Here is a 19,681-nt window from a genome sequence, read left to right as displayed (position 1 = left end):
CTCACTCAGGGTGAGGCGGCCGACTGACCACGGTGGCGGCCCGGCCGCAAGTCCGGGCCCCGCGTGATCGGCCCAAAGCCCGGCGCGGTGCTGGATCCCGGGTGTGAAGCACCACGACATCCTCGACGGCGGTCCATGGGGAAGGGTGTCCCGGGGCCGGCTACCCCGGACCCGGCCCCGGCCCCGGCCCCGGCCCGCGCACCGTGCCGTCACGAAAGAAGATCCTCATGAGATTCAAGGCATCCTGATCGCCCTCCTGGCCGCGCTGCCGCCGGCCGCCGCGCCGTCGCCCGCCGCAGCCGCGACGAACAACAGCAGGCCGAGCCGGTGAACCATTCCGGAGTTCCGGTGGACGCACGGTCAAGTAAGTGTGTTCTCTGGGTCATGCATTCCAGGAAATTGCGGGGCAGTCTGGTTCACGGAAAACAATTCCGTGCTGAAAGGAAAGTCTCATGTCACGATTCGGCGTTCGCCTGGCGTCTCTCGCATTAGCCGCCACCGCGGCCACCGGCGGCCTGCTCGTCGCGTCCCCGGCTCAGGCCGCGAGCTGGACCTGCGACGCGAGCTGGCAGACGAAGTCGTTCGACCTGCCCAACAAGCCGGATGTCACGGTGCGCGCCCGGGCCTGCGTCTACAAGGACGGCAACACCCGAAGGGCGCGCATTCAATTTTCCTGGGACACGAATACCGGTGTCTCGGTCGGCAAGCGATTCGACAAATTCGTGGTGCAGGCCAGGCTCGAACGGTACGACGCCGTTTTCAGGCACATGAACTGCGACTACACCGAGGCGCTGAATTACTATGTCTCCGGCAGCGACACGTGTACGACGGGCTACATGACCAGCACCGCGCAGAACGGCTGGACCAGCGACGGGAAGATCGTCTACAACATCGACGGTGACGGCAAGGACGACTTCACCTGGAACCTGCACGGCTCCAACCAGGTCAAGGTGCTGCCCGACGGCACCGAGGCCGCGGACGAGCCGGTGCAGGCGCCGGCGCCCGACCCCGCGGACACGCCCGAGCCCGGGCCCGAGCTCCGCTATGAGAACGCACCCGCTACGAACGGGTGACCCGGCGCCCCCGGGCGCCGCACGGGCGCCCGGGGCCTGCCCCCACCTCTCCTGACCTGCCGTTTCAGGATGGAAGGCCCTCAGCGTTCCTCCCAGTGCGGGGTATGCGACTCGATGTCTTCCGGCCGAGCCAGTCCAGCAGCGTCCGGAGCTGATAGAAGTCGTCGGGATGGAGTTCCTGGCGTACCGTCAGCGCCCAGCCGTCCGATTGCTCTCGCTCGACCAATTCGGCGACGAGCGCGCCTCCCACTTGCCGGGCAGCGCCGCGCTGCGCGAACACGGGCGCCGGTTCCGCGACCTCCCATTCGCCATCGGGGTCGTCGGGATCACCGAGCGGACAGGTCTCCACGTATCTGTCAGCGCCAATCGGCAGTCGCTCAGGCCGTGGCCCATGCCCCATCTGCCACCGCAGCTCGGCAAGCTCGTCGTCGGTGACGTCAGCACGAATCCGTGTTCTTCGGTGCGTGCTGCACGGCTCTCGCCGGCCGACACGGTGTGCAGGTCTCGTCATGGGAGGCCGAATCGCTCACCGCAGGAACGCCGCGGTGGTGGCCACGAACCGGTCGGCGTCGTCGAGCCACGGAAAGTGCCCGGCTCGGGCTTGAACGATGAGTTCGGCGTGGGGAAACAGCTCGGCGAGCCCGGCCATCGCGGCAGGAGGGGAGTTCAGGTCAACCTCGCCTGTGAGCAGCAGCACCGGCGAGGTGAGGCGGGTGAGGGCGGCGCGGGTGGCGGCGGGGTCGAAGGCGCCGCCGGAGCCGAAGGCGGCTGCGGCCTCGCGGTTCTTCCGCCCGTCCTCGGCGGCCTTGTGGGCGCGGGCCGTCTCGTCCCAGCGGCCGTACCAGAACGGCGCGATGGCCTCGAAGGCGTCGCCGGTGCCGGCCATGATCTCCTCCAGGGCCGCGAACGCCGCCGGGAACCACGGCTCGTCCTTGCGCAGCAGCGCCGTCTCCCGCCGGACGTCCGCGGTGACCGTGATGCCGACGGCCATGACGCTCGGCCCGATCAGCACGAGCTTGCTGACGCGTTCCGGATGGCGGGCCGCATACAGCGTGGCCAGATTCGTGCCCGCGGAATGGGCGAGCAGGTCCATCCGGTCGAGTGCAAGGTGCTCGCGCAGGGCTTCGACGTCATCGACAAGACGGTCGCAGCGGTACGAGCCGGTGTCCTCCGGCACGGCGGACCGGCCGGTGCCCCGCAGGTCCAGCATGATCAACTGCCGGTGCGCGGACAGGCCTCCGAGGTCGCCGAGGTAGGCGGAAGCCTGCATCGGCCCGCCGGGCAGACAGATCACCGGCGACCCATCGCCGGATACGTGGTAGGCGAGCCTGGTGCCGTCGTGGGCGGTGAAGAATGGCATGCCCGCCAGCCTGCGGGAGAGCGGCGCTCCTCGGCTATCGTTCAGCCACAGCTACATGATGAGGGCGGATGGCGGTCGAGATCAGGTTCACCGCGGCGTCGGTCGCGAAGGTGCGATTCGCCGTCTCACCGCTGGGCGAGACGGTGCTGGCGCTGCGGATCCTGCTGGGCACGGGCGGGCATGCGGTCCACCAGCCGTGGGTGCGCCAGGCGCGCCCGTTGCTGGCGGGCGAGCGGGAGCTGCCGCTGCTGCGAGGGCTGATCGCCGGACCGCTGCCGTCGTTCCTGTTCCCGGTGCCCGGGAAGCGGCTGCCGTCCATGGCGGCGGAGCTGGACCTGCTGCTCGCCACGGAAGGGGACTTCTTCCGGCATGAGTACGGCGCGGTCTTGGGCATGCCTGCCGAGGAGGTCCCCGAGCCGGCGGCGGTCCTGCCGCGGCTGGCGGAGGCGCTGCATCGCTGCCACGAGCTGCTGATCGCGCCGCACTGGGGCCGGATGTGCGCGGTGCTGGAGGCCGACATCGGCCGGCGCGCGCTGACCCTGGTGGACGGCGGGGTGCAGGCGCTGTTCGCCGAGTTGCACCGGGACATCGCCTGGGACGGCGGCCAGTTGGTGGTGCACGGCCGGCGCACCCCGCACTCCGTCTGCACAGTGGACGCCGGCGGGCACGGCCTGGTCCTGCTGCCCAGCGTCTTCAACTGGCCGAACGTGGGCGTGGACAAGTCCCCGGTCACCGCCGCGTCGATCCGCTACCCGGCGTTGGGCGTCGGCCTGCTCTGGGAGCCGCCCCCGCCGGCGCTGACCGGCCTGGCTCCGGTGCTCGGCGACACGAGAACACAGATCCTCGCCGCCCTGGCCGAACCCCTGACGACCGCGGCCCTGGCCACCCGCCTGCGCATCACCCCGAGCGCGGTCTCGCAGCACCTGAACGCGCTGCGCGGGGCGGGCCTGGTGCTGACGCAACGCAGGGGCCGCACGGCACTGCACCTGCGCACGGAACGAGCAACCCACCTGCTGGGCGTCTCAGCCCCGGACGGTCGCTGACACAGGCCGCCACATCCCGGCGCTCATCCCGCCTGTCTCGTCAGCCGGGGGTTCGGACTCGGTGGCAGGCCGGCTTCTCGACCGTGACCAGCACGTCGACCGGGTCGCAGTCCGGGGCGACGGCGGTCAGGCGGATGGTGCCAAACGCGGCCGGCCTCACCACGGCGAGGGCGCGGCCCCGGTAGGTGCGGTGCTCGGTCGCGTCGAACCGTTCCGTGTTCGCCGGGTCCGCGCTGCCGAAGCCGACCAGCGTTCCGTCGCCGGTGACGTTCACCCGCACGGGCCGGTCGGCCGCGGGGTGCGGTGTCCCGGCCGAGTCGGTCAGGGTGAGGGCGATGTAGGCCAGGTCGCCGGCGTCGGCCGTGATGATCGGTCGTTCGGGTCCGGCGTGCAGCACGAGGGGACCGGTCGCCGTTGAACGGGGTGCGGATCACGTCACTCCTCAGAATGAGAGTTCCGGCTGGGTGGAGCCGGGCAGGCGGGAGCCGTCCACGCCGGAAGCGGGAAGCGGGACGTCACCGGGCAGCGGCGGTGGAGCGCCGGACGACCAGGCTCGGAATGACCGAGAAGTGCACCGGTGACGTGCGGCCTTCGATGCGTTCGAGCAGCAGCCGCCCGGCCATCCGGCCCATGACGACGCCGTCCTGGTTGACGGTGGTCAGCGCGATGTTGGGGTGGGCGGCCAGCCTGGTGTTGTCGTAGCCGGCCACGGAGACGTCGTCCGGGACGGACAGGCCCGCCTCGTGCAGCGCGGCCAGCACGCCGAGCGCCGCCTCGTCGGAACCGGCGAAGATCGCGGTGGGGCGCGGGTCGCGGCTCAGCAGCTCGCGGGCGCCGTCGTAGCCGCCTTCCTCCGAGTACGAGGTCACGGCGACGGCGATCTCGCCGGCGAGCCCGTGGTCACGCATCACCCTCTCGTAGGTCTCGGCCCTGATGCGCGGCATCTGGTCGGCCGCCCGCCCGTGCTCCTGCTGGAAGGTGATGTGCCCGATGCGGCGGTGGCCGAGCCCGATCAGGTGCTCCATGACGAGCTCGGAGCCGACCCTGTCGTCGTCGACGATCGAGTCGTACGCCGGCGACCTGTCGTGGCGGCCCAGCACCACGGTGGGGAACTCGCGCGCCACCTGCTCGAGCTGGGTGCGGCCGACCAGCGGAGCGATCATGAGGATGCCGTCCACCTGCCGGTCTATCAGGGCGTCCAGGGCACGTTTCTCGGTCTTGTCGAGGGTGCCTCCCTGGATCATGATCGCCTGGTAGTCGGACTCGGCGAGCTGGTCCACCAGCCCGGTCATGATCTCGGCGTAGAACGGGATCCCGATGTGCCGCATGAGCACGCCGATGGTGAACGCCCGCCCGCGCAGCGCCCGCGCGGCGGCCTGGGGGCGATAGCCGAGCTCCTCGATGGCCCGCTGGACGCGCTCTCGCATGGCGTCGCTGACCCCGTAGTCGTTCCGGATCACCTTGGAGACCGCCGCCTTGGAGACCCCGGCGTGCTTCGCCACGTCAGAAATGGTCACTCTTCGTCGCCGCTCAGGCGCGACCATGGGCATCCCTTCTCCAGCCGAGTCCTGCCGATCCTCCGACGCAGAGATCGTCGCACATGTAGACCGGTTTATGAACCTTAGCGGATAACCCAGACCGTACCCCTTTGGCCTAGTGGAGACGTCGTAGACCGGTACACATTTTCCCTTGACCTTCGCGCGACGTAACGGCTACGTTAACTCGCACTCGGGGCCCGTCCCGGCCCCCCGCAGGCGACCCAGGTCGCCCCGGAACATGATCGAGAGACCAATGCGCACCTTCCCCGACGGCTTTCTCTGGGGTGCGGCGACCGCACCGCACCAGGTCGAGGGCAACAACGTCAACAGCGACTTCTGGGCGCAGGAGGAGCGCATGCCAGGAGCGGATCGCAGCGGCGACGCCCTCGACAGCTACCACCGATACGCCGAGGACATCCGGCTCGTCGCGGAGTCGGGCCTGAACACCTACCGCTTCGGCATCGAGTGGGCGCGCATCGAGCCGGCCCCGGGAAGGGTGTCGCGCGCGGCGCTCGCGCACTACCGGCGCATGATCGACGCGTGCCTCGCCGCGGGCGTGACCCCGTTCGTCACGATCCATCACTTCACCTCGCCGCGATGGTTCGCCGAGGAGGGCGGCTGGCGCGGAGAACGGGCCGTGGACCGCTTCCGCGCCTACGTCGAGGCGGCCACCTCGATCCTCGGCGGCGTCGAGTGGGTCTGCACCATCAACGAGCCCAACATGCTCGCGATCATGGTGCGCGAGGCGGAGGCGACGCTCGACCCCGACGCGGGCCTGGAGTGGCTGAGCCCCACGCTGGAGGCGGACACGCCCCGGCCGGTGAAGCCGGCGCCGCCGGTGGAGATCGGGCGCCGCCTCGTCGAGGCCCACCACGCGGCCCGGGACGTGCTGCGCGAGGGCACGGACGCCCGGGTGGGATGGTCGGTCGCGAGCCGCGCGTTCGAGACCCGGCCCGGGGCGGAGGAGGTGCGCCGGCGGCTCGAGTACGTCTGGGAGGACCTCTACCTGGAGGCCGCGCGGGGCGACGACTTCATCGGGGTGCAGGCCTACTCGGCGCAGTGGGTGGGGCTGGACGGCATCGAACCGCACCCCGTCCACCCGGACAACACCCTCGTGCGAACGGCGTACCGCCCCGACGCCCTCGGCATCGCCGTCCGGCACACCGCCGACGTGCTGCCCGGCGTCCCGATCGTCGTCACCGAGAACGGCATCGCGACCGGCGACGACGCCCGGCGCATCGCCTACACCACCGGCGCGCTCGACGCGCTGGCCGAGGCGATGGGAGCCGGCGTGGACGTGCGGGGCTACATCCATTGGAGCCTGCTCGACAACTACGAGTGGGGGCACTGGGACCCGACGTTCGGCCTCGTCGCCGTTGACCGGGAGACGTTCGAGCGCCGGCCCAAGCCGAGCCTCGCCTGGCTGGGTGGCGTCGCCAAGGCCAACGCGCTCCGAGACCCCATCAGCTGAGAAATGGCAAGGAAAGGCGAGATGCCCGAAGCGATCGACCGGCGCCGGCTCGTGCGACGGCACAACCCCGTGCTGACGTCCGCGCACCCCGCCGGCGTCCTCACGGTCGGCAACGGTGATATCGCGCTCACGGTCGACATCTCCGGACTGCAGACGTTCCCGTCCTTCCACGAGCTTGTCCCCGACCCGCACCGCGTCGTTCGCGACGGGCTGTCCGGCCTGCCCGAGCAGCGCCCGCGCGTCTTCGACGCCGACGACTTCCAGATCCCCCTGCGCACGCAGTCGACCTGGGGCTGGTACGAGACGCGCACCGACCGGGAGCTCCGGCTGGAGGACACGACCACGCTGTACGAGACGTCCCGCGGCCCGGTGCCCTACCTCGACCGCATGGGCCTGCAGCGGGCCGGCGACCCCATCGCCGAGGAGTTCGCCGCGGGCGCGTGGTACCACTTCAACCCCCGCCGCGCTCACCTCGGCCGCCTCGCTCTGGTCCGCCCGGACGGGACGGCGCTCGACGACCCGGCCGCGTTGACGAACGTCCGCACCGAGCTCGACCTGTGGACGGGAACGATCCAGGCCTCCTACGTCCTCGACGGCGAGCACGTCCGCGTCACCACCGTCGCCGACCCGCACGATCACCGCTTCGCCGTACGCATCGAGTCCGGCCTGCTGCCGCGCGGATGGGGCGTCGCCTGGGTGTTCGACGACCAGCCGGACGACCTGGCCGCCTTCGAACTGCCGCTCGCGCAACAGACGGTCTGGGACCGGCACACGGCGTGCCACTGGACCGCACGGCGCACGGTGGAGGCGCTGACCTACGGCGTGGGCGTCCGCACCACCGGCAGCCTGCGTGAAGGGGCCGGCTCGGCCGTCGCGCACACGGGCGCCACCGTTCTCGAGGTCGTGGTGACGCTGACGCCTGGTCAGGACCGGCCGCCGCACCAGGACGGCTTCTCCGCCGTCAGCGCGTCCGCGCGCGCCTGGTGGGCCGAGCACTGGAGCGCCGGTGCCGCCATCAGCCTCGCCGGCAGCACGGACACGCGCGCCGCGGAACTCGAACGCCGCGTCGTTCTCTCGCAGTACCTCATGGCCGTCAACAGCGCCGGGGTCACGCCTCCGGCGGAGTCCGGTCTGACGTACAACACCTGGTCGGGCAAGTTCCACCTCGAGATGCACTGGTGGCACGCGGCACATTTCCCGATGTGGGGCCGGGGGCACCTGCTCGAGCGCAGCATGCGCTGGTACCACGGCGCCCTGGAGGCGGCGAAGGCGACCGCCCGCCGGCAGGGGTATCGCGGAGCCCGCTGGCCGAAGCAGACCGACCCGTCCGCGCGCGAGTCGCCGAGCCACATCGGCGTCTTCCTCCTGTGGCAGCAGCCGCACGTGATCCACCTGCTGGAGCTGCTGCGTGGCGAGGGGCGCGACGAGCCGTTCCTGCGGGAGCACTACCCGCTCGTCGAGGCGACCGCCGACTTCATGGCCGACTTCGCCGAGGAACGTGACGGGTCCTTCCGGCTGCCGCCCCCGCTCATCCCCGCGCAGGAGAGCTACCTCCTCGACCGGGCGACGAACGCCGATCCGACCTTCGAGCTGGCGTACTGGTCGTGGGCGCTCGGCGTGGCGAACGAGTGGAGAACCCGGCTCGGTCTCGAACCGAACGAGCGGTGGGACCGGGTGGCGCGGAACATGCGCCGGCCCGCCTTGCTGCCCGACGGCACGTACGCCGCGATCGCGACGTTCCCGTGGCTCATCCGCAAGGATCACCCGTCCATGCTCATGGCGCTGGGGTGGCTGCCGGACACCGACCTCGTGGACGCGGCCACGATGGCGGCGACGCTCGATGCCGTCTGGGAGCACTGGGACCTGCAGTCCAGCTGGGGCTGGGACTACCCCGTCATGGCGATGACCGCGGCCCGCCTCGGCGACGTCGGCCGGGCGATCGACGCCCTCCTGCTCCCATCGCCCAAGAACGTCTTCCTCCCCAACGGACACAATCCGCAGATGCCGGGATTCCTCACGATCTATCTCCCGGCGAACGGAGGGCTGCTGGCCGCGATGGCGCACCTCGCCACGGCGGTGAACCAGGGGGCAGAGCCTCCCGAAGGCTGGGTGATCACTTCAGAAGGACTGGGCGTGCTTCCCCGCCCCCATGTCCTGTCCACACCCGAATGACTTCCGCGCACCCGGAAGAAGAACCATCGGCCGACATATCAAGCCGCTTCCCCATCCAAGGCTTCCAAAGGTGAGGACCATGGGTACACCTCTTTCAGCACGTGGCGCTCGTCGCCGCTCCACCGTCGTGGCAGCATCATGGGCGATCGCCGGGGCGCTTGCCCTGGCAGGCTGTTCGTCGTCCGACGAACCCGCCACCGGGGACGTCGAACTGACCTTCATGAACCAGTCGCGCGGGCAGGAGGCCGCACTCACCCAGCTCGCGCAGCAGTACACCAAGAAGACCGGCGTCAAGATCACTATCGACTCGCCCGGACCGGCCGACTACCTGCCCAAGCTCCAGGCGAAGGCGCAGTCGCGGTCCATGCCCGACGTCTATTCGTCCTTCGACGCGTCCCAGATGGCGCCGTTCTACAAGGCCGGCTGGGCGATGGACCTCTCCGCCGAGCTGAACGCCGGCTGGAGCAAGAACTTCAGCCCCGCCGTGCTCAAGATGTCGACGTTCCAGGAAGGCAACAACCTCGGGGTCAAGCCCGGCATCTACTCGGTGCACTGGGAGACGCAGACGTACGGCTTCCTCATCAACCCGGCGCTGACCGGAATGTCGGCGGACAAGCCGCCCGCGACGACGACCGAGTTCATCGACGCGCTCGCCGCGAAGAAGGCGAAGTTCTCCATCGCGGCATCGCAGACGCCGAACATCATCCAGGGCCTCGCCTCGAACTGGCTGACGGACGCCGAGATCGAAGCCACCCTCAACGGGAAGGCGAGCTGGAAACAGGACGGCTGGCGCAACGCCTTCCAGTTCCTGGCCGACCTGAAGAAGGCCGGCGTGCTCGCCGACGACTCCATCCCCGGCGGCCAGGACGACCACCCGAACGTGGAGTCGTCCTTCTTCACCAAGTCGATGGGCGCCATCTTCGACGCCGCCCCCGGCATCGCGGTCGGCCTCAGGACGAACCCGGAATTCGAGGACTACTTCTCCACCGGGCTGCCCAAGGCTCCCGGCGGCGTCCACGACCCGCGCTCGCCGGGCATCCCCGGGAAAGGCGCGGTGATCAATCCGAGGGGCGAGCATCCCAAGGAGGCGCTCGCGTTCGTCAAGTGGCTGACCGAGCCCGAGCAGCAGGCGGTGTTCGCCAAGACCGCCCGCATCCTGCCCAGCAACCCGGAACTCCTCGCCGGCGCGGACATCCCCGACCAGCTCGCGGGCTTCGCCGCCGGGGTGAAGACCATGCAGGTCATGTCGACGACCTTCACGCCTGACGTGATCACCGCGATCAGGGCGGAGTCCCAGCGCCTGGTGCTGGGCGAGACGACGGTGGACGAAGCGCTCACCACCATCCAGGCGGCGCAGGACCGTACGTCATGACGACGCAGCACCTCGCGATTCCCGCACGGCGCCCCTCCTGGGCGCCGCGCGGGAGGCGCGCTGTCCGGCGCAACCTGATCGGCTGGCTGTTCCTGGCGCCGGCCGTCGCGCTCGTCGGGATCTTCACGATCACGCCGTTCGCGCAGGCCATCCTGCTGAGCTTCCAGTCCTGGGACGGCGTCAGCCCCGACACCCCGTGGGTGGGGCTGGACAACTACGACTTCGTCGCCTCCGACCCGATCTTCTGGGCGTCCATGCGCAACGTCCTGTTCTTCGGCGTCGTCGGTTTCGTCGTCGGCAACGGAGTCGCCCTGGGCATGGCGCTGGCCGTCAACAGCGTCACCCGCGGCCGGACGTTCTTCCGCACCGTCTTCTACCTGCCGGGCGTGTTGTCGGTCGTCGTCGTCGGCCTGCTGTTCTCCTTCATCCTGGCCCCCGGCTCCGGCGTACTCAACCGGCTGCTCGGCCTGACCGGGCTGGACGCGCTCCAGCAGAACTGGCTGGGCGACCCGGCCGTCGCGCTGCCCGCCGTCGCGGCGGTGTTCGTCTGGTTCCACTGGGGGTTCGGCTTCCTGCTCTTCCTCGCCGGGCTGCAGGACGTGCCGAAGGAGCTGTACGAGGCCGCCGAGCTCGACGGCGCGAACCGCTGGTCGAAGTTCCGGTACATCACCTGGCCGCAACTGGCCCCGGTCACCTCGATCGTCAGCCTGCTCACCCTGCTCGCCGCCCTCCAGATCTTCGGCACCGTGCAGGTGCTGACCAACGGCGGCCCCGGCCACCACACGATGGTGCCGACCCTCGCGATCTACAACGAGGCGTTCGTCAACTGGCGTTACGGCAGCGCCGCGGCCATGTCGGTCATCTTCGGCGGCGCCCTCGTGCTGCTGTCCGTGATCCAGCTCGCGATCACCAGGCGGAGGTCCCGCGCATGAGCAGCCGGACGACAGGAAGGACCGAGGGGATGTCCATCGCTTCGGCACGACGCAGGGTTCCCGTCCACAAGGCCGGCCTGTACGGACTGCTGGGCGTCGCCGCGCTGATCGCGATGTTCCCCCTGTTGTGGATGTTGTCCGGGTCCCTGCAGAGCCTCACGGAGCTGCTGTCGAACAAGAGCTTCCTGCCCGCAGACCCGCAGTGGCACAACTACGTGACCGCGTGGGTGCAGGGCGAGCTCGGCGTCTACCTGCGCAACAGCGTGCTCTACACGGGATCGGCCGTTCTCGGCATCCTGCTGGTGTCCAGCCTCGCCGGATACGCCCTCGCGCGGCTCGACTTCGCGGGCAAGGGCGCGTTCACGTTCGTCATCCTCGCCGTGATGATCATCCCGGCGCCCGCCATGTTCCTCGCCCAGTACAAGCTGCTCATCTCGCTGAACCTGACGAACAACCCCGTCGGCTACGTGCTGATCCTCATCACCTCGGGCATCCCGATGTCGACGCTCATCATGCGCAGCTTCTTCGTCGGCCAGCCCCGCGCCCTGGAGGAGGCGGCCGCGCTCGACGGCGCCGGCCCGCTGCGCATCTTCTGGAACGTGATCCTCCCGCTGGCCCGGCCCGGCCTCGCCGCCGTGGCGGTCATCCAGGGGCTGGGCGCGTGGAACGAGTACCTCATGGCGCTCGTCCTGTTCGAGGACAACTCCCTCATGCCGATCCAGCGCGGCCTGACCGCCTTCACCTCCGCCGAGACGCCACAGCAGCAGATCCTCCTGGCCGCCACCACCATCTCGATCGTGCCCGTCGTGATCTTCTACCTGATGGCGCAGCGGCACATCGTGAAGGGCATCGGGGCGGGCGCCATCAAGTGAGCAGAACCGCCGAGGAAACGTACTGGTCGAGCCCTGCACCCCCGCGGGCGCAGGGCTCGGCAGCTCAGTCGATCGCGTCCTCGACCTTCCGCCAGTCCACGAACTTGAAGTTCGTAGAGGAATATGTCGGATGGTAGCGGTTCTGGCCTGTGCGTCGGTGTTTGCGCAGCTTGGAGCGTGGGTGTTGTCTGCATAGTGGTACCTGTTCATGGTGGCGTGAAGTGGCCTGGACCCAGCGAGGGATTTCCGGGCAGCCATGCGTTGTACTCGGCGGGCAGACCGTTGATGTGGACGGTTTCCATTCGGTATGTGTCCCTGGCTTACAGATTGCCAGGCGCTCCATCAGTTGGTCGGGAGGGGTGAGAGTGTAGCCATACTAGGAGGCCGCGGCGGCCGGGTACTCCTGAGCTTTCCCGCGCTTGCGGCATTGGCGACCGTTACCGATCACCTCGGGTTCATCTCACTCCTGTTTCTCGATATCTGTCCCTGATCTTCCTGGCCTCGCGGTAGTCCTCGGCAGTGACGCCCAATTGGGCGGCCAGCTCCAGTACCGACTCCTGCGGCTCGGTGCTGCGCCACTCCGCCGCCACCCACCTCGGCGAGGCGGAGGTGCCGCTGCAGCTCGCGGGTACCGCCAACGGCTGTCCGCAGGTTCCTCAACCCCGAGGGCGTCAGGGTATGGGGACCGAAACACGCGGTGGGGGCCGCATAGGGGAGTTCAGCCGCGCCGGTGGCGTCGTAGCGCCACAGGATCCGCGAGGTCAGCGGCAGGCCGTTGTGGGAGATCATTGCGGATAAGTACGTCGGCCGCGGTCGAGCCACTCATCCAACTCGGTGAGGGTCAAAGCAGGTTTGTGGCTTCCGATCCGCCGGACGCTTCCGGGTTCACCGTGTTGTTCGGCGATCAGCTCTCCGGGGGGAGGGGGCCGAGATCGCGGACGACCTCGGCCAGGGCGCGGATGGGTTCGTTCTCCGTCTCGCTGCGCCACACCAGCGCGTACGGCAGCGGCCCCATGTCGGTGACCGGCAGGTAGGTGATGTCTGGTCGTACCCAGTAGCGGGCCATGTGAGAGGGGAAGAGCACGACGATCTCGGCCATGCTGGCGAAGGTGATGGCCTCTTCGGTGCTCTGCACCACGAGGCCGCGCTCGATCGTGCGGCCGCGGCGGGTCGCGCGCGGAATGTAGGCGTCGTACCAGTAGCCGGGGCGGGTGTCGGACTGCGGGTGCTGGAAGTCGGCGGCCATCTCCAGCGAGACCGACGTGTGGCGGGTGAGCTCGTGGCCGGTGGAGACGGCCAGCACCCGGGGTTCGGCGAACAGGGTCGGCCCTACGGTGAGGTCGGGCTCGTCGATGGGCAGCCAGGCGATCAGGACGTCGATGTCGCCGCGGCGCAGCGTGGCGAAGGCGTCGCTGAACTGGCTCTTCTGGACGCGGAGCCTCCACTGCGGGTTCCGCAGGCGGAAGACGTCCCAGTAGGGGCGCAGGTCGTAGGCGTTGGCCGGCAGCATGCCGACGCGCAAGGTGCCGGTGATGCCCTGGCCGGCGAGCTGGGCGCGCTCCATGCTGTCCTTCAGCCCGGCGTAGAGAGGGCGCAGGTCGTCGCGGAGCTGCCGGCCGACCGGCGTCAGCCGTACGCTGCGGTTGGTGCGTTCGAACAGCAGGGCGCCGATCTGCCGTTCCTGCTTCTGGATCGCCTGGGTGACGCGGGCGGGTGACAGGCACAGCCGGGTGGCAGTGCGGCCGAAGTGCAGCTCCTCGGCCAGGGTCAGGAAGATCTCGATGTCACGTAGTTCCATGCCTGGCTTCTCCGTTTACTCCCGCTGGAGATGATCTTTCAGGATTCGTCGTTCCAGTATCAGACCCCGAGCCGTAGCCGCTGACCTGGCAGCGAATCGGACAAGCCCACCCGTGGACCCGGCGTTATCCACATGCCGGTTTTTCCCCCGCCAGGCGCACCACCAGGTCCCGGATTTTCTCTCGTCCGCGGGCGGGCTGGTCCGGTTCGGATACGTTCAGCGCTGTTGGGCCAGGCGGCGGCGCCTGGCTCGCGGCGTACCCGGCCTGACCAGCCGAGCTTCCGGAGCGCGATCACGTACAGGAGATGGAAGAGGCACAAGCACCGGTCGTGCCTATCCCACCGCCTCAGGTCGATCCGCAGGTCAAGCACTCTGCAGTGACGTGAAGCGGTACAGGCCTCATCTCCTGTCCAGGAACGCTCGCGGATCCTTCGCGTGGGTCAGTTTCGCCTGTACGTCAGCCGTCGCAGTGCGGCCTCGGCAGGTCCCCTACGCCCGCCCGAAGCCAGCAGCGCGGCGAGCGCCACGGTGGCCAGCCAGGTCACCACGGCGATGCCGGACGCCGCGGCGTCGCCGACGCGCGTGCCGAGCCCTCCCGCGTAGGGGGCGAACACCGCGACGAAGATCACCGACTGAAGCAGGTAGCAGGTCAGCGACCACTGGCCACAGGCCGCGAGGGCCCTGACGAGCGGGCCGGGATAGCCGCGCCGCCCCCGGCCGACGACGAGTCCGATGATCGCCGCGTACGCGAGGCCGCCGGCGATGCCGGTTACGCTGTGCAGCGCGTACGCCGACACGGACACCAGATCCGACGGCGTCCAGACCTGTGTGTCGATCAGCATCAGCGGAACCGCGCCGACGACGGCCAGCACCGTACCGACGACGGCGACGCGGGAGAGCAGGTCCCGGTTCGACAGCGGGTCCTCCAGTACGCGGCGCCGGGCCGCCCAGATTCCGAACAGGAAGGCCGGCACCACGCTGGCGGCGAAGTAGGTGGGCGTCATTCCGGACCATCCGATGAGCCGCATCACGAGCGCCTCGATCGGGTCCGCCATGGCGGCGGGCGTGTCGCCCTTGGGTGCGGAGATGGTGAGCAGCCCGAAGCCGAACAGCACCACGACATGCAGCGCCAATCCAACCGCCGCGGCCCGTAGCACGGCCCGGTCTTCGCGCCGGATGAAGCCGACGAGCACGAGCCCGACCAGTCCATATGCCCCGAGGATGTCACCGAAGAACAGCAGCAGCGCGTGGCAGAACCCGAAGGCCAGCAGCCACAGACTCCGGCGGCGCAGTACGGTGCGCACCTGCGGCCAGCTTCTGCCCGTGGCGAGCTGCCGGTTGGCGAGCTGGACCAGGCCGTAGCCGAACAGGGCCGCGAACATGGGCAGCGCTCGCCCGTCCACCAGGAGGATCTGGGCCCCGGCGACCAGCCGGTCCAGAGCAGTGCCGTCCAGGGCGTAACCGCGGAAGCCCGCCTCGTGGCCGGACAGGTACATGTGCGCATGCGCCAGCGCGATGAGCAGCAGCATCAGCCCACGCGCGAGGTCGGGGGCGAGCGCCCGCCGGGTGATGGGAGTGGCCTCGTGAACGGGGGCCGGTGGAGCGATGGACATGGTTGACCTCTCACATCAAAGGGACCCGCCCCCTTTTGGCTGCTCAGGCGTCATCCGCAGAGGGGGTGTCTAGTTGCTCCGGCCATTCGAGTCCGACCGGAAATCAGATTTAGCTACGAAAGCGTAGCTACATGCTTATAGCTACAGTAGCGTAGCTTGTGTGAGTGGGCCAGGGACACACCCCCGCCGCGCACCGAACTGAAGGAGAGACCCATGTCCATCGAATTTCCGGAGCCACCACCCACCGAGGTGCGCCTCGACTGGAACGCCAGGACCGGTGTGTCACGTACGACGTTGACCACGCACATGTGGACCGCCCCGCCGTTGCGCCGCGGTTCGCAGATCCACGACAAGGCGTTCGACGCGCTGCGCGATCTCAACGCCGACCTCGCGCGTTTCCTGCCCTGGTACTCCCACCCCCGGTTGGCGGTGCCCGCCCTGACTCCGCCCACCGCCGATGAGACGTCGTGGAACTTCCAGCTCCTCGACCCGTTCGTGGAGGACTTCATGAACGCGGCCCAGGGCCGGCCGGTCGTGGCGAACTTCGCCACGATCCCCGCCTGGATGTTCGTCACTCCCGAGCCGGTACCGGTCGCGGAGGATCCCTATGAGACCCACTGGGACTACGAGCAGGGCACCGAACTACGCGACCCCACGTTGCGGGAGGTCGCCGACTACTTCTACCGGATCGCGAGCTGGTACATCGCGGGCGGTTTCACCGACGAACTCGGCCGGTGGCACGAATCGGGCCACCGCTACCGCTTCGCGTACTGGGAGGTGCTGTGCGAGCCCGACATGGGGCACCGCATCCCGCCCGAGCTGTACACGCGGCTCTACGACACCATCGTGGAGCGGCTGCGTCCTCTCGACCCGGAGATGAAGTTCATCGGGTTGTCCCTGAGCCCGGTCGCCCGCGAGCCGGAATACTTCTGGCACTTCCTGAACGCGGCCAACCACGCCGACGGCATCCCCCTGGACGCGTTCTCCTATCACTTCTACGCCTCCCCTGAGATCGTGAACCCGATCTCCGAACACGGCAACGCACCCTTCGAGCACTGGCGCGGGCTCTTCTTCGCCCAGGCCGAGGCGTTCCTCGACCAGGTACGCCACATCGACGCCATCCGCCGCCGGCTCGCATCCGGGACCCGGACCTTCATCAACGAACTGGGGTCATACCCGCCGGACCTGATGAACCCGGCCCCCACGATCCCGGAGGAGTACTGGGCGCTCAGCGCGTCGATGCAGTCCTACCTGTGGGCCCGGCTCGTCGAACTCGGAGTGGACCTCGTCGGCATCGCGGAGTTCATGGACTACCCCGGCATGATTCCCGGCACGACGCTCATCAACTGGGACAGCGGCGCCCCCAACGCCCGATACCGGGCACTTCAGCTGCTGCTGCGCCACTTCGCCCCCGGCGACTCGCTCGTCACCACGACCACCATGATGTTCGGCTATCCCGACAGCCGCATCCACACTCAGGGCTTCGTCACGGCGGACGGTGATCGCAAACTACTGATCGTGAACAAGACGGCCGACCCCATCACCATCGCGATCACCGCCGATGAGGCGCAGCTCGGCCAGGTGGAGCAGACGGGCGTCAGCAGCGGGCCAGGAGAACCGGTGACCTCGCCGGCGCGACCCGGTGAACCTGTCGTCATCGACGCCTTCGCCACGGCCGTCATCTCGTTCTGACCGCTTCCACCGCGGCCGGGTGACCCCGGCCCGGTCGCGGTGCGCCCGCCTCCTCCACAAGTAAGATGGGCCCTGGGGTCGATCAAGGGGCGACGATTGGGAGATCACAGCGGCCGGACGCGGCGCAGTGCCGAAGAAGTAGCCAACGCCATCCACGCCGCAGTGCTGGAAGAGGTACTCGAGGTCGGCGTCGGCCGGCTGACCATGGAAGGCATCGGCAGGCGGGCGGCAACCGCCCGTACCACGCTGTACCGTCGCTGGTCAGACCCGATCGAGGTGCTACTGGACGCGCTCTACCACGCGCACCCGGTCGAGGAACCCACCCCAGGAGCCGACGATCTGCGCGGCGACCTGATCCGATCGCTCCAGCTCATGCGCGCCTGGATGCTCAGCCCGGCAGGCCGAGCGGTCGCGGCCATCCTCACCGATCCCCTGGGGGCCGGGCAGGTCTCCGAAGCGCTCTTCGAGAACGTCTTCTCCCGGCGGGGGGGCACGTTCACCAGCACGGTGCTGCACCACTACGCCGATCGCGGCCACTTCCCCGCCGCACTGCTCACCCCCGTGGTCGCCGACATCGGCGAGGCACTGGTCACCAAGCGCCTGCTGGACGGCACGCCTCCCAGCGACGCGGACCTGGCCGACATCGTCGACCAGGCCATCCTCCCGGCCGTCGGCCTCGCCGCTCACCACGCGAAGGCCGACGCAGAAAGCGGTTGACCTTCGGTCTCGGCCTCACCATCGCGCATCGCGCTCCAGCAGCGCGCCTTGCCAGCCGGACCTGCTGCGGATGGCCGCCTCGCTGAAGTACGCCCAGGCGACCGCCTCGCTTCGTCGGCAAGTGGTCGGCCGCCGCCCGCCCATCGGCCGGCCGAACCCGCCGAGCCGCGGCTACAGGCAACCCGCGGCCCTTTCCGGCGATGTCGCCAGTGGACAGTTGCCGCCCCCGTAGAGCGGCCCGGAGGTCGTCGCGGAGCTGCCGGCCGACCGGCGTCAGCCGTACCGTGCGGCTGGTGCGTTCGAACAGCGGGGCACCGACCTGCCGCTCCTGCTTCTGGATCGCCTAGGTCGGCCAGCGTCAGGAGATCTCGAGTCACGTCATTCCACGCCTGGCCAGCTCCGTTTACTCCCACTGAAGATGATCTTTCAGGATTCATCGTTGTTCCGGATGTTCCCGTACTTGATCCTCGAACTGCACGAACCGCACGTTCGATGGAGCAAGTTGATGGACGTCCTCATTTCCGGCGCCGGCGTTGCCGGGTCCGCTCTGGCGTACTGGTTACGCCACCACGGTTTCACCCCCACCGTGGTGGAGCGGGCCCCGCGGGTGCTTGCGGGCGGGGGCGCGGTGGGCTTCCGCGGCGAGGCACTGGACGTCCTGGACCGCATGGCGCTGCTGGAGCAGGTCCACGGCCTGCCTGCGGTGATCTTCACGGGTGAGCTGATCGGCCTGCTGTATGAGGTCACCCGCCAGGAGGTGGAGTACGTCTTCGGCGACTCGATCGCCACCCTGGAGCAGGACGCCGGCGGCGTGCGGGTCACCTTCGAACGCGGCCGGCCGCGCCGCTTCGCCCTGGTGGCCGGCGCCGACGGGCTGCACTCGCGTACCCGCTCGCTGGTCTTCGGGCCGCACCAGCGGTTCGTCCGGCACCTGGGCCTCTACACCGCGACCTTCAGCCTGCCCAACCACCTCGGTCTGCCCGACAACGGCCGGCTCTCCAGCATGCCGGGCAAGGCGGCCGCCGTCCTCAGCACCTGCGACAACACCGGGGCGCGCGCGGAACTGCACTTCGCCTCCGGGCCATTGGCCTACGACCGCGACGACGCCGCGCAGCACAAGCGCATCGTGGCCGAGCAGTTCGCCGGCGAAGGCCGGCCGATCCCGCGCCTGCTGGAGGAGATGAGCAGGGCGCAGGACCTCTTCTTCGACGCCAACGCCCAGGTGGAGATGGACCGCTGGTCCTCGGGCCGAGTGGCGCTCCTTGGGGACGCCGGCTACTGCGCGGCGCCGACCTCGGGCCGCGGCGCCTCCCAGGCACTGATCGGCGCCTACGTCCTGGCCGGCGAGCTGGCCGTGGCCGGCGGCGACCACACGGTGGCATTCGCCACCTACGAGCGGGAGATGCGCGGCTTCGTCGCCGAGCATCAGCAGATGGGACGCGAGGGCGCCGACCGGTTCTTCATGGGCACGCCCATACAGGAAGCGTCTGGCATGGCCGACGCCGACGCGCCGGGGATGGCCCACGCGCAGATCGTCAGGCTGAAGGACTACGCCCCCAGCTTCGCCGCGACGCGACCGTGACCGAGGGCATTCATGAAGGCTCGATCCCCGTCGGCCCCGTACGAGCGCCTGATCCCCGCTGGCCGACCCTCGCGCTTCCGCCGACGAGGAGGGGTCGTATCAGCGGCGACGTCAGGACAGCGACGGCTCCGTGTCAGAGCGATCGACGATCGTTCACACCATGAACGCGAGGCCCGCAAGGGCAGGCCTCGCACCACCGAACACTATGGGCAGAGGAATTTCATGATGGCGACGAATGGCAACAACGGCTTCACCGCCACGGGTCTGCGCAGGCTGCGTGAGGTGCTGGAGCGGCATGTCGACTCCGGGAAGATCCCCGGCCTGGTCGCCCTGGTCAGCCGGGGCGGCCACACGCACGTCGAGGCGCTGGGCACGATGCGGCACGACGGTGGCGCGCCGATGCGGCGGGACACGATCTTCCGGATGGCCTCCACCTCCAAGCCGGT

Annotated in this window: 17 protein-coding genes and 1 pseudogene; 11 read left to right on the top strand and 7 right to left on the bottom strand. The window is 69.3% G+C overall.

Annotated elements, in window-relative coordinates:
* Positions 1-452 precede the first annotated feature (452 nt).
* On the top strand, positions 453-1,073 hold the full coding sequence (locus AB0I79_RS36510; protein WP_357883413.1) for a hypothetical protein: 621 nt from the start codon (positions 453-455) through the stop codon (positions 1,071-1,073).
* A gap of 526 nt (positions 1,074-1,599) precedes the next feature.
* Here AB0I79_RS36510 and AB0I79_RS36505 read toward each other — a convergent pair.
* A complete protein-coding gene (locus AB0I79_RS36505; RefSeq protein ID WP_357883411.1) occupies positions 1,600-2,433 on the bottom strand; it encodes an alpha/beta hydrolase in 834 nt (277 codons plus the stop codon).
* Positions 2,434-2,501: 68 nt separating this feature from the next.
* Between AB0I79_RS36505 and AB0I79_RS36500 the strand changes: the two genes are divergently transcribed.
* Positions 2,502-3,476: a DUF5937 family protein gene (locus AB0I79_RS36500; RefSeq protein ID WP_357883408.1), complete on the top strand. Its 975-nt coding sequence runs from the start codon at positions 2,502-2,504 to the stop codon at positions 3,474-3,476.
* Between the two features lie 40 nt (positions 3,477-3,516).
* Here AB0I79_RS36500 and AB0I79_RS36495 read toward each other — a convergent pair whose 3' ends face one another.
* Together AB0I79_RS36495 and AB0I79_RS36490 are read right to left on the bottom strand one after the other, a co-directional pair.
* Complete coding sequence (locus tag AB0I79_RS36495; RefSeq protein ID WP_357883405.1) at positions 3,517-3,873, bottom strand: hypothetical protein; 357 nt, start codon at positions 3,871-3,873, stop codon at positions 3,517-3,519.
* Between the two features lie 118 nt (positions 3,874-3,991).
* Positions 3,992-4,978 (bottom strand): LacI family DNA-binding transcriptional regulator, encoded by a 987-nt coding sequence (locus tag AB0I79_RS36490; protein ID WP_357883403.1) that lies wholly within the window; start codon positions 4,976-4,978, stop codon positions 3,992-3,994.
* A gap of 274 nt (positions 4,979-5,252) precedes the next feature.
* On the opposite strand from AB0I79_RS36490, the gene AB0I79_RS36485 reads away from it, so the two are divergent.
* From AB0I79_RS36485 to AB0I79_RS36465, 5 genes are all read left to right on the top strand, one after another.
* On the top strand, positions 5,253-6,485 hold the full coding sequence (locus tag AB0I79_RS36485) for a family 1 glycosylhydrolase (RefSeq protein ID WP_357883400.1): 1,233 nt from the start codon (positions 5,253-5,255) through the stop codon (positions 6,483-6,485).
* Between the two features lie 21 nt (positions 6,486-6,506).
* Complete coding sequence (locus tag AB0I79_RS36480) at positions 6,507-8,657, top strand: hypothetical protein (protein ID WP_357883397.1); 2,151 nt, start codon at positions 6,507-6,509, stop codon at positions 8,655-8,657.
* 127 nt (positions 8,658-8,784) lie between these two features.
* A complete protein-coding gene (locus AB0I79_RS36475) occupies positions 8,785-10,029 on the top strand; it encodes an extracellular solute-binding protein (RefSeq protein WP_357883394.1) in 1,245 nt (414 codons plus the stop codon).
* The gene (locus AB0I79_RS36470) at positions 10,026-10,961 is read left to right on the top strand and encodes a sugar ABC transporter permease (protein ID WP_357883391.1); all 936 of its coding nucleotides are present in this window, start codon (positions 10,026-10,028) and stop codon (positions 10,959-10,961) included. Before AB0I79_RS36475 ends, AB0I79_RS36470 begins: the two co-directional genes overlap by 4 nt.
* Positions 10,962-10,990: 29 nt before the next feature.
* On the top strand, positions 10,991-11,833 hold the full coding sequence (locus tag AB0I79_RS36465) for a carbohydrate ABC transporter permease (RefSeq protein ID WP_357883388.1): 843 nt from the start codon (positions 10,991-10,993) through the stop codon (positions 11,831-11,833).
* 455 nt (positions 11,834-12,288) lie between these two features.
* Here AB0I79_RS36465 and AB0I79_RS36460 read toward each other — a convergent pair whose 3' ends face one another.
* From AB0I79_RS36460 to AB0I79_RS36450, 3 genes are all read right to left on the bottom strand, one after another.
* Positions 12,289-12,471: a hypothetical protein gene (locus AB0I79_RS36460; protein WP_357883385.1), complete on the bottom strand. Its 183-nt coding sequence runs from the start codon at positions 12,469-12,471 to the stop codon at positions 12,289-12,291.
* 266 nt (positions 12,472-12,737) lie between these two features.
* A complete protein-coding gene (locus tag AB0I79_RS36455; RefSeq protein WP_357883382.1) occupies positions 12,738-13,631 on the bottom strand; it encodes a LysR family transcriptional regulator in 894 nt (297 codons plus the stop codon).
* Positions 13,632-14,071: 440 nt separating this feature from the next.
* Positions 14,072-15,244: a DUF418 domain-containing protein gene (locus AB0I79_RS36450; protein WP_357883378.1), complete on the bottom strand. Its 1,173-nt coding sequence runs from the start codon at positions 15,242-15,244 to the stop codon at positions 14,072-14,074.
* Positions 15,245-15,457: 213 nt separating this feature from the next.
* Between AB0I79_RS36450 and AB0I79_RS36445 the strand changes: the two genes are divergently transcribed.
* A complete protein-coding gene (locus AB0I79_RS36445) occupies positions 15,458-16,936 on the top strand; it encodes a hypothetical protein (RefSeq protein WP_357883375.1) in 1,479 nt (492 codons plus the stop codon).
* Between the two features lie 96 nt (positions 16,937-17,032).
* Positions 17,033-17,653, top strand: a complete 621-nt coding sequence (locus AB0I79_RS36440) for a TetR-like C-terminal domain-containing protein (RefSeq protein WP_357883373.1) — start codon at positions 17,033-17,035, stop codon at positions 17,651-17,653.
* Positions 17,654-17,891: 238 nt separating this feature from the next.
* Here the strand turns inward: AB0I79_RS36440 and AB0I79_RS36435 are convergent.
* Positions 17,892-17,993: pseudogene (locus tag AB0I79_RS36435) on the bottom strand (LysR family transcriptional regulator); the annotation flags it as partial.
* 165 nt (positions 17,994-18,158) lie between these two features.
* Here AB0I79_RS36435 and AB0I79_RS36430 point away from each other — a divergent pair.
* Both AB0I79_RS36430 and AB0I79_RS36425 read left to right on the top strand, forming a co-directional pair.
* On the top strand, positions 18,159-19,235 hold the full coding sequence (locus tag AB0I79_RS36430) for an FAD-dependent monooxygenase (protein ID WP_357883370.1): 1,077 nt from the start codon (positions 18,159-18,161) through the stop codon (positions 19,233-19,235).
* A 225-nt stretch (positions 19,236-19,460) separates the two neighbouring features.
* On the top strand, positions 19,461-19,681 hold a 221-nt coding region (locus tag AB0I79_RS36425), incomplete at its 3' end, for a serine hydrolase domain-containing protein (RefSeq protein WP_357883367.1).

The organism is Nonomuraea sp. NPDC050202, assembly GCF_040656115.1.
Lineage (GTDB): Bacteria > Actinomycetota > Actinomycetes > Streptosporangiales > Streptosporangiaceae > Nonomuraea.
This window is presented reverse-complemented; position numbering and strand designations above follow the sequence as displayed.

Excerpts from the sequence above, each read along its gene's own strand:
- AB0I79_RS36500 (WP_357883408.1), top strand. The coding sequence starts at position 2,502 with ATGGCGGTCGAGATCAGGTTCACCGCGGCGTCGGTCGCGAAGGTGCGA.
- AB0I79_RS36445 (WP_357883375.1), top strand. The coding sequence starts at position 15,458 with ATGTCCATCGAATTTCCGGAGCCACCACCCACCGAGGTGCGCCTCGAC.
- AB0I79_RS36485 (WP_357883400.1), top strand. The coding sequence starts at position 5,253 with ATGATCGAGAGACCAATGCGCACCTTCCCCGACGGCTTTCTCTGGGGT.
- AB0I79_RS36510 (WP_357883413.1), top strand. The coding sequence starts at position 453 with ATGTCACGATTCGGCGTTCGCCTGGCGTCTCTCGCATTAGCCGCCACC.
- AB0I79_RS36465 (WP_357883388.1), top strand. The coding sequence starts at position 10,991 with ATGTCCATCGCTTCGGCACGACGCAGGGTTCCCGTCCACAAGGCCGGC.
- AB0I79_RS36470 (WP_357883391.1), top strand. The coding sequence starts at position 10,026 with ATGACGACGCAGCACCTCGCGATTCCCGCACGGCGCCCCTCCTGGGCG.
- AB0I79_RS36430 (WP_357883370.1), top strand. The coding sequence starts at position 18,159 with ATGGACGTCCTCATTTCCGGCGCCGGCGTTGCCGGGTCCGCTCTGGCG.
- AB0I79_RS36450 (WP_357883378.1), bottom strand. The coding sequence starts at position 15,244 with ATGTCCATCGCTCCACCGGCCCCCGTTCACGAGGCCACTCCCATCACC.
- AB0I79_RS36480 (WP_357883397.1), top strand. The coding sequence starts at position 6,507 with ATGCCCGAAGCGATCGACCGGCGCCGGCTCGTGCGACGGCACAACCCC.
- AB0I79_RS36455 (WP_357883382.1), bottom strand. The coding sequence starts at position 13,631 with ATGGAACTACGTGACATCGAGATCTTCCTGACCCTGGCCGAGGAGCTG.
- AB0I79_RS36505 (WP_357883411.1), bottom strand. The coding sequence starts at position 2,433 with ATGCCATTCTTCACCGCCCACGACGGCACCAGGCTCGCCTACCACGTA.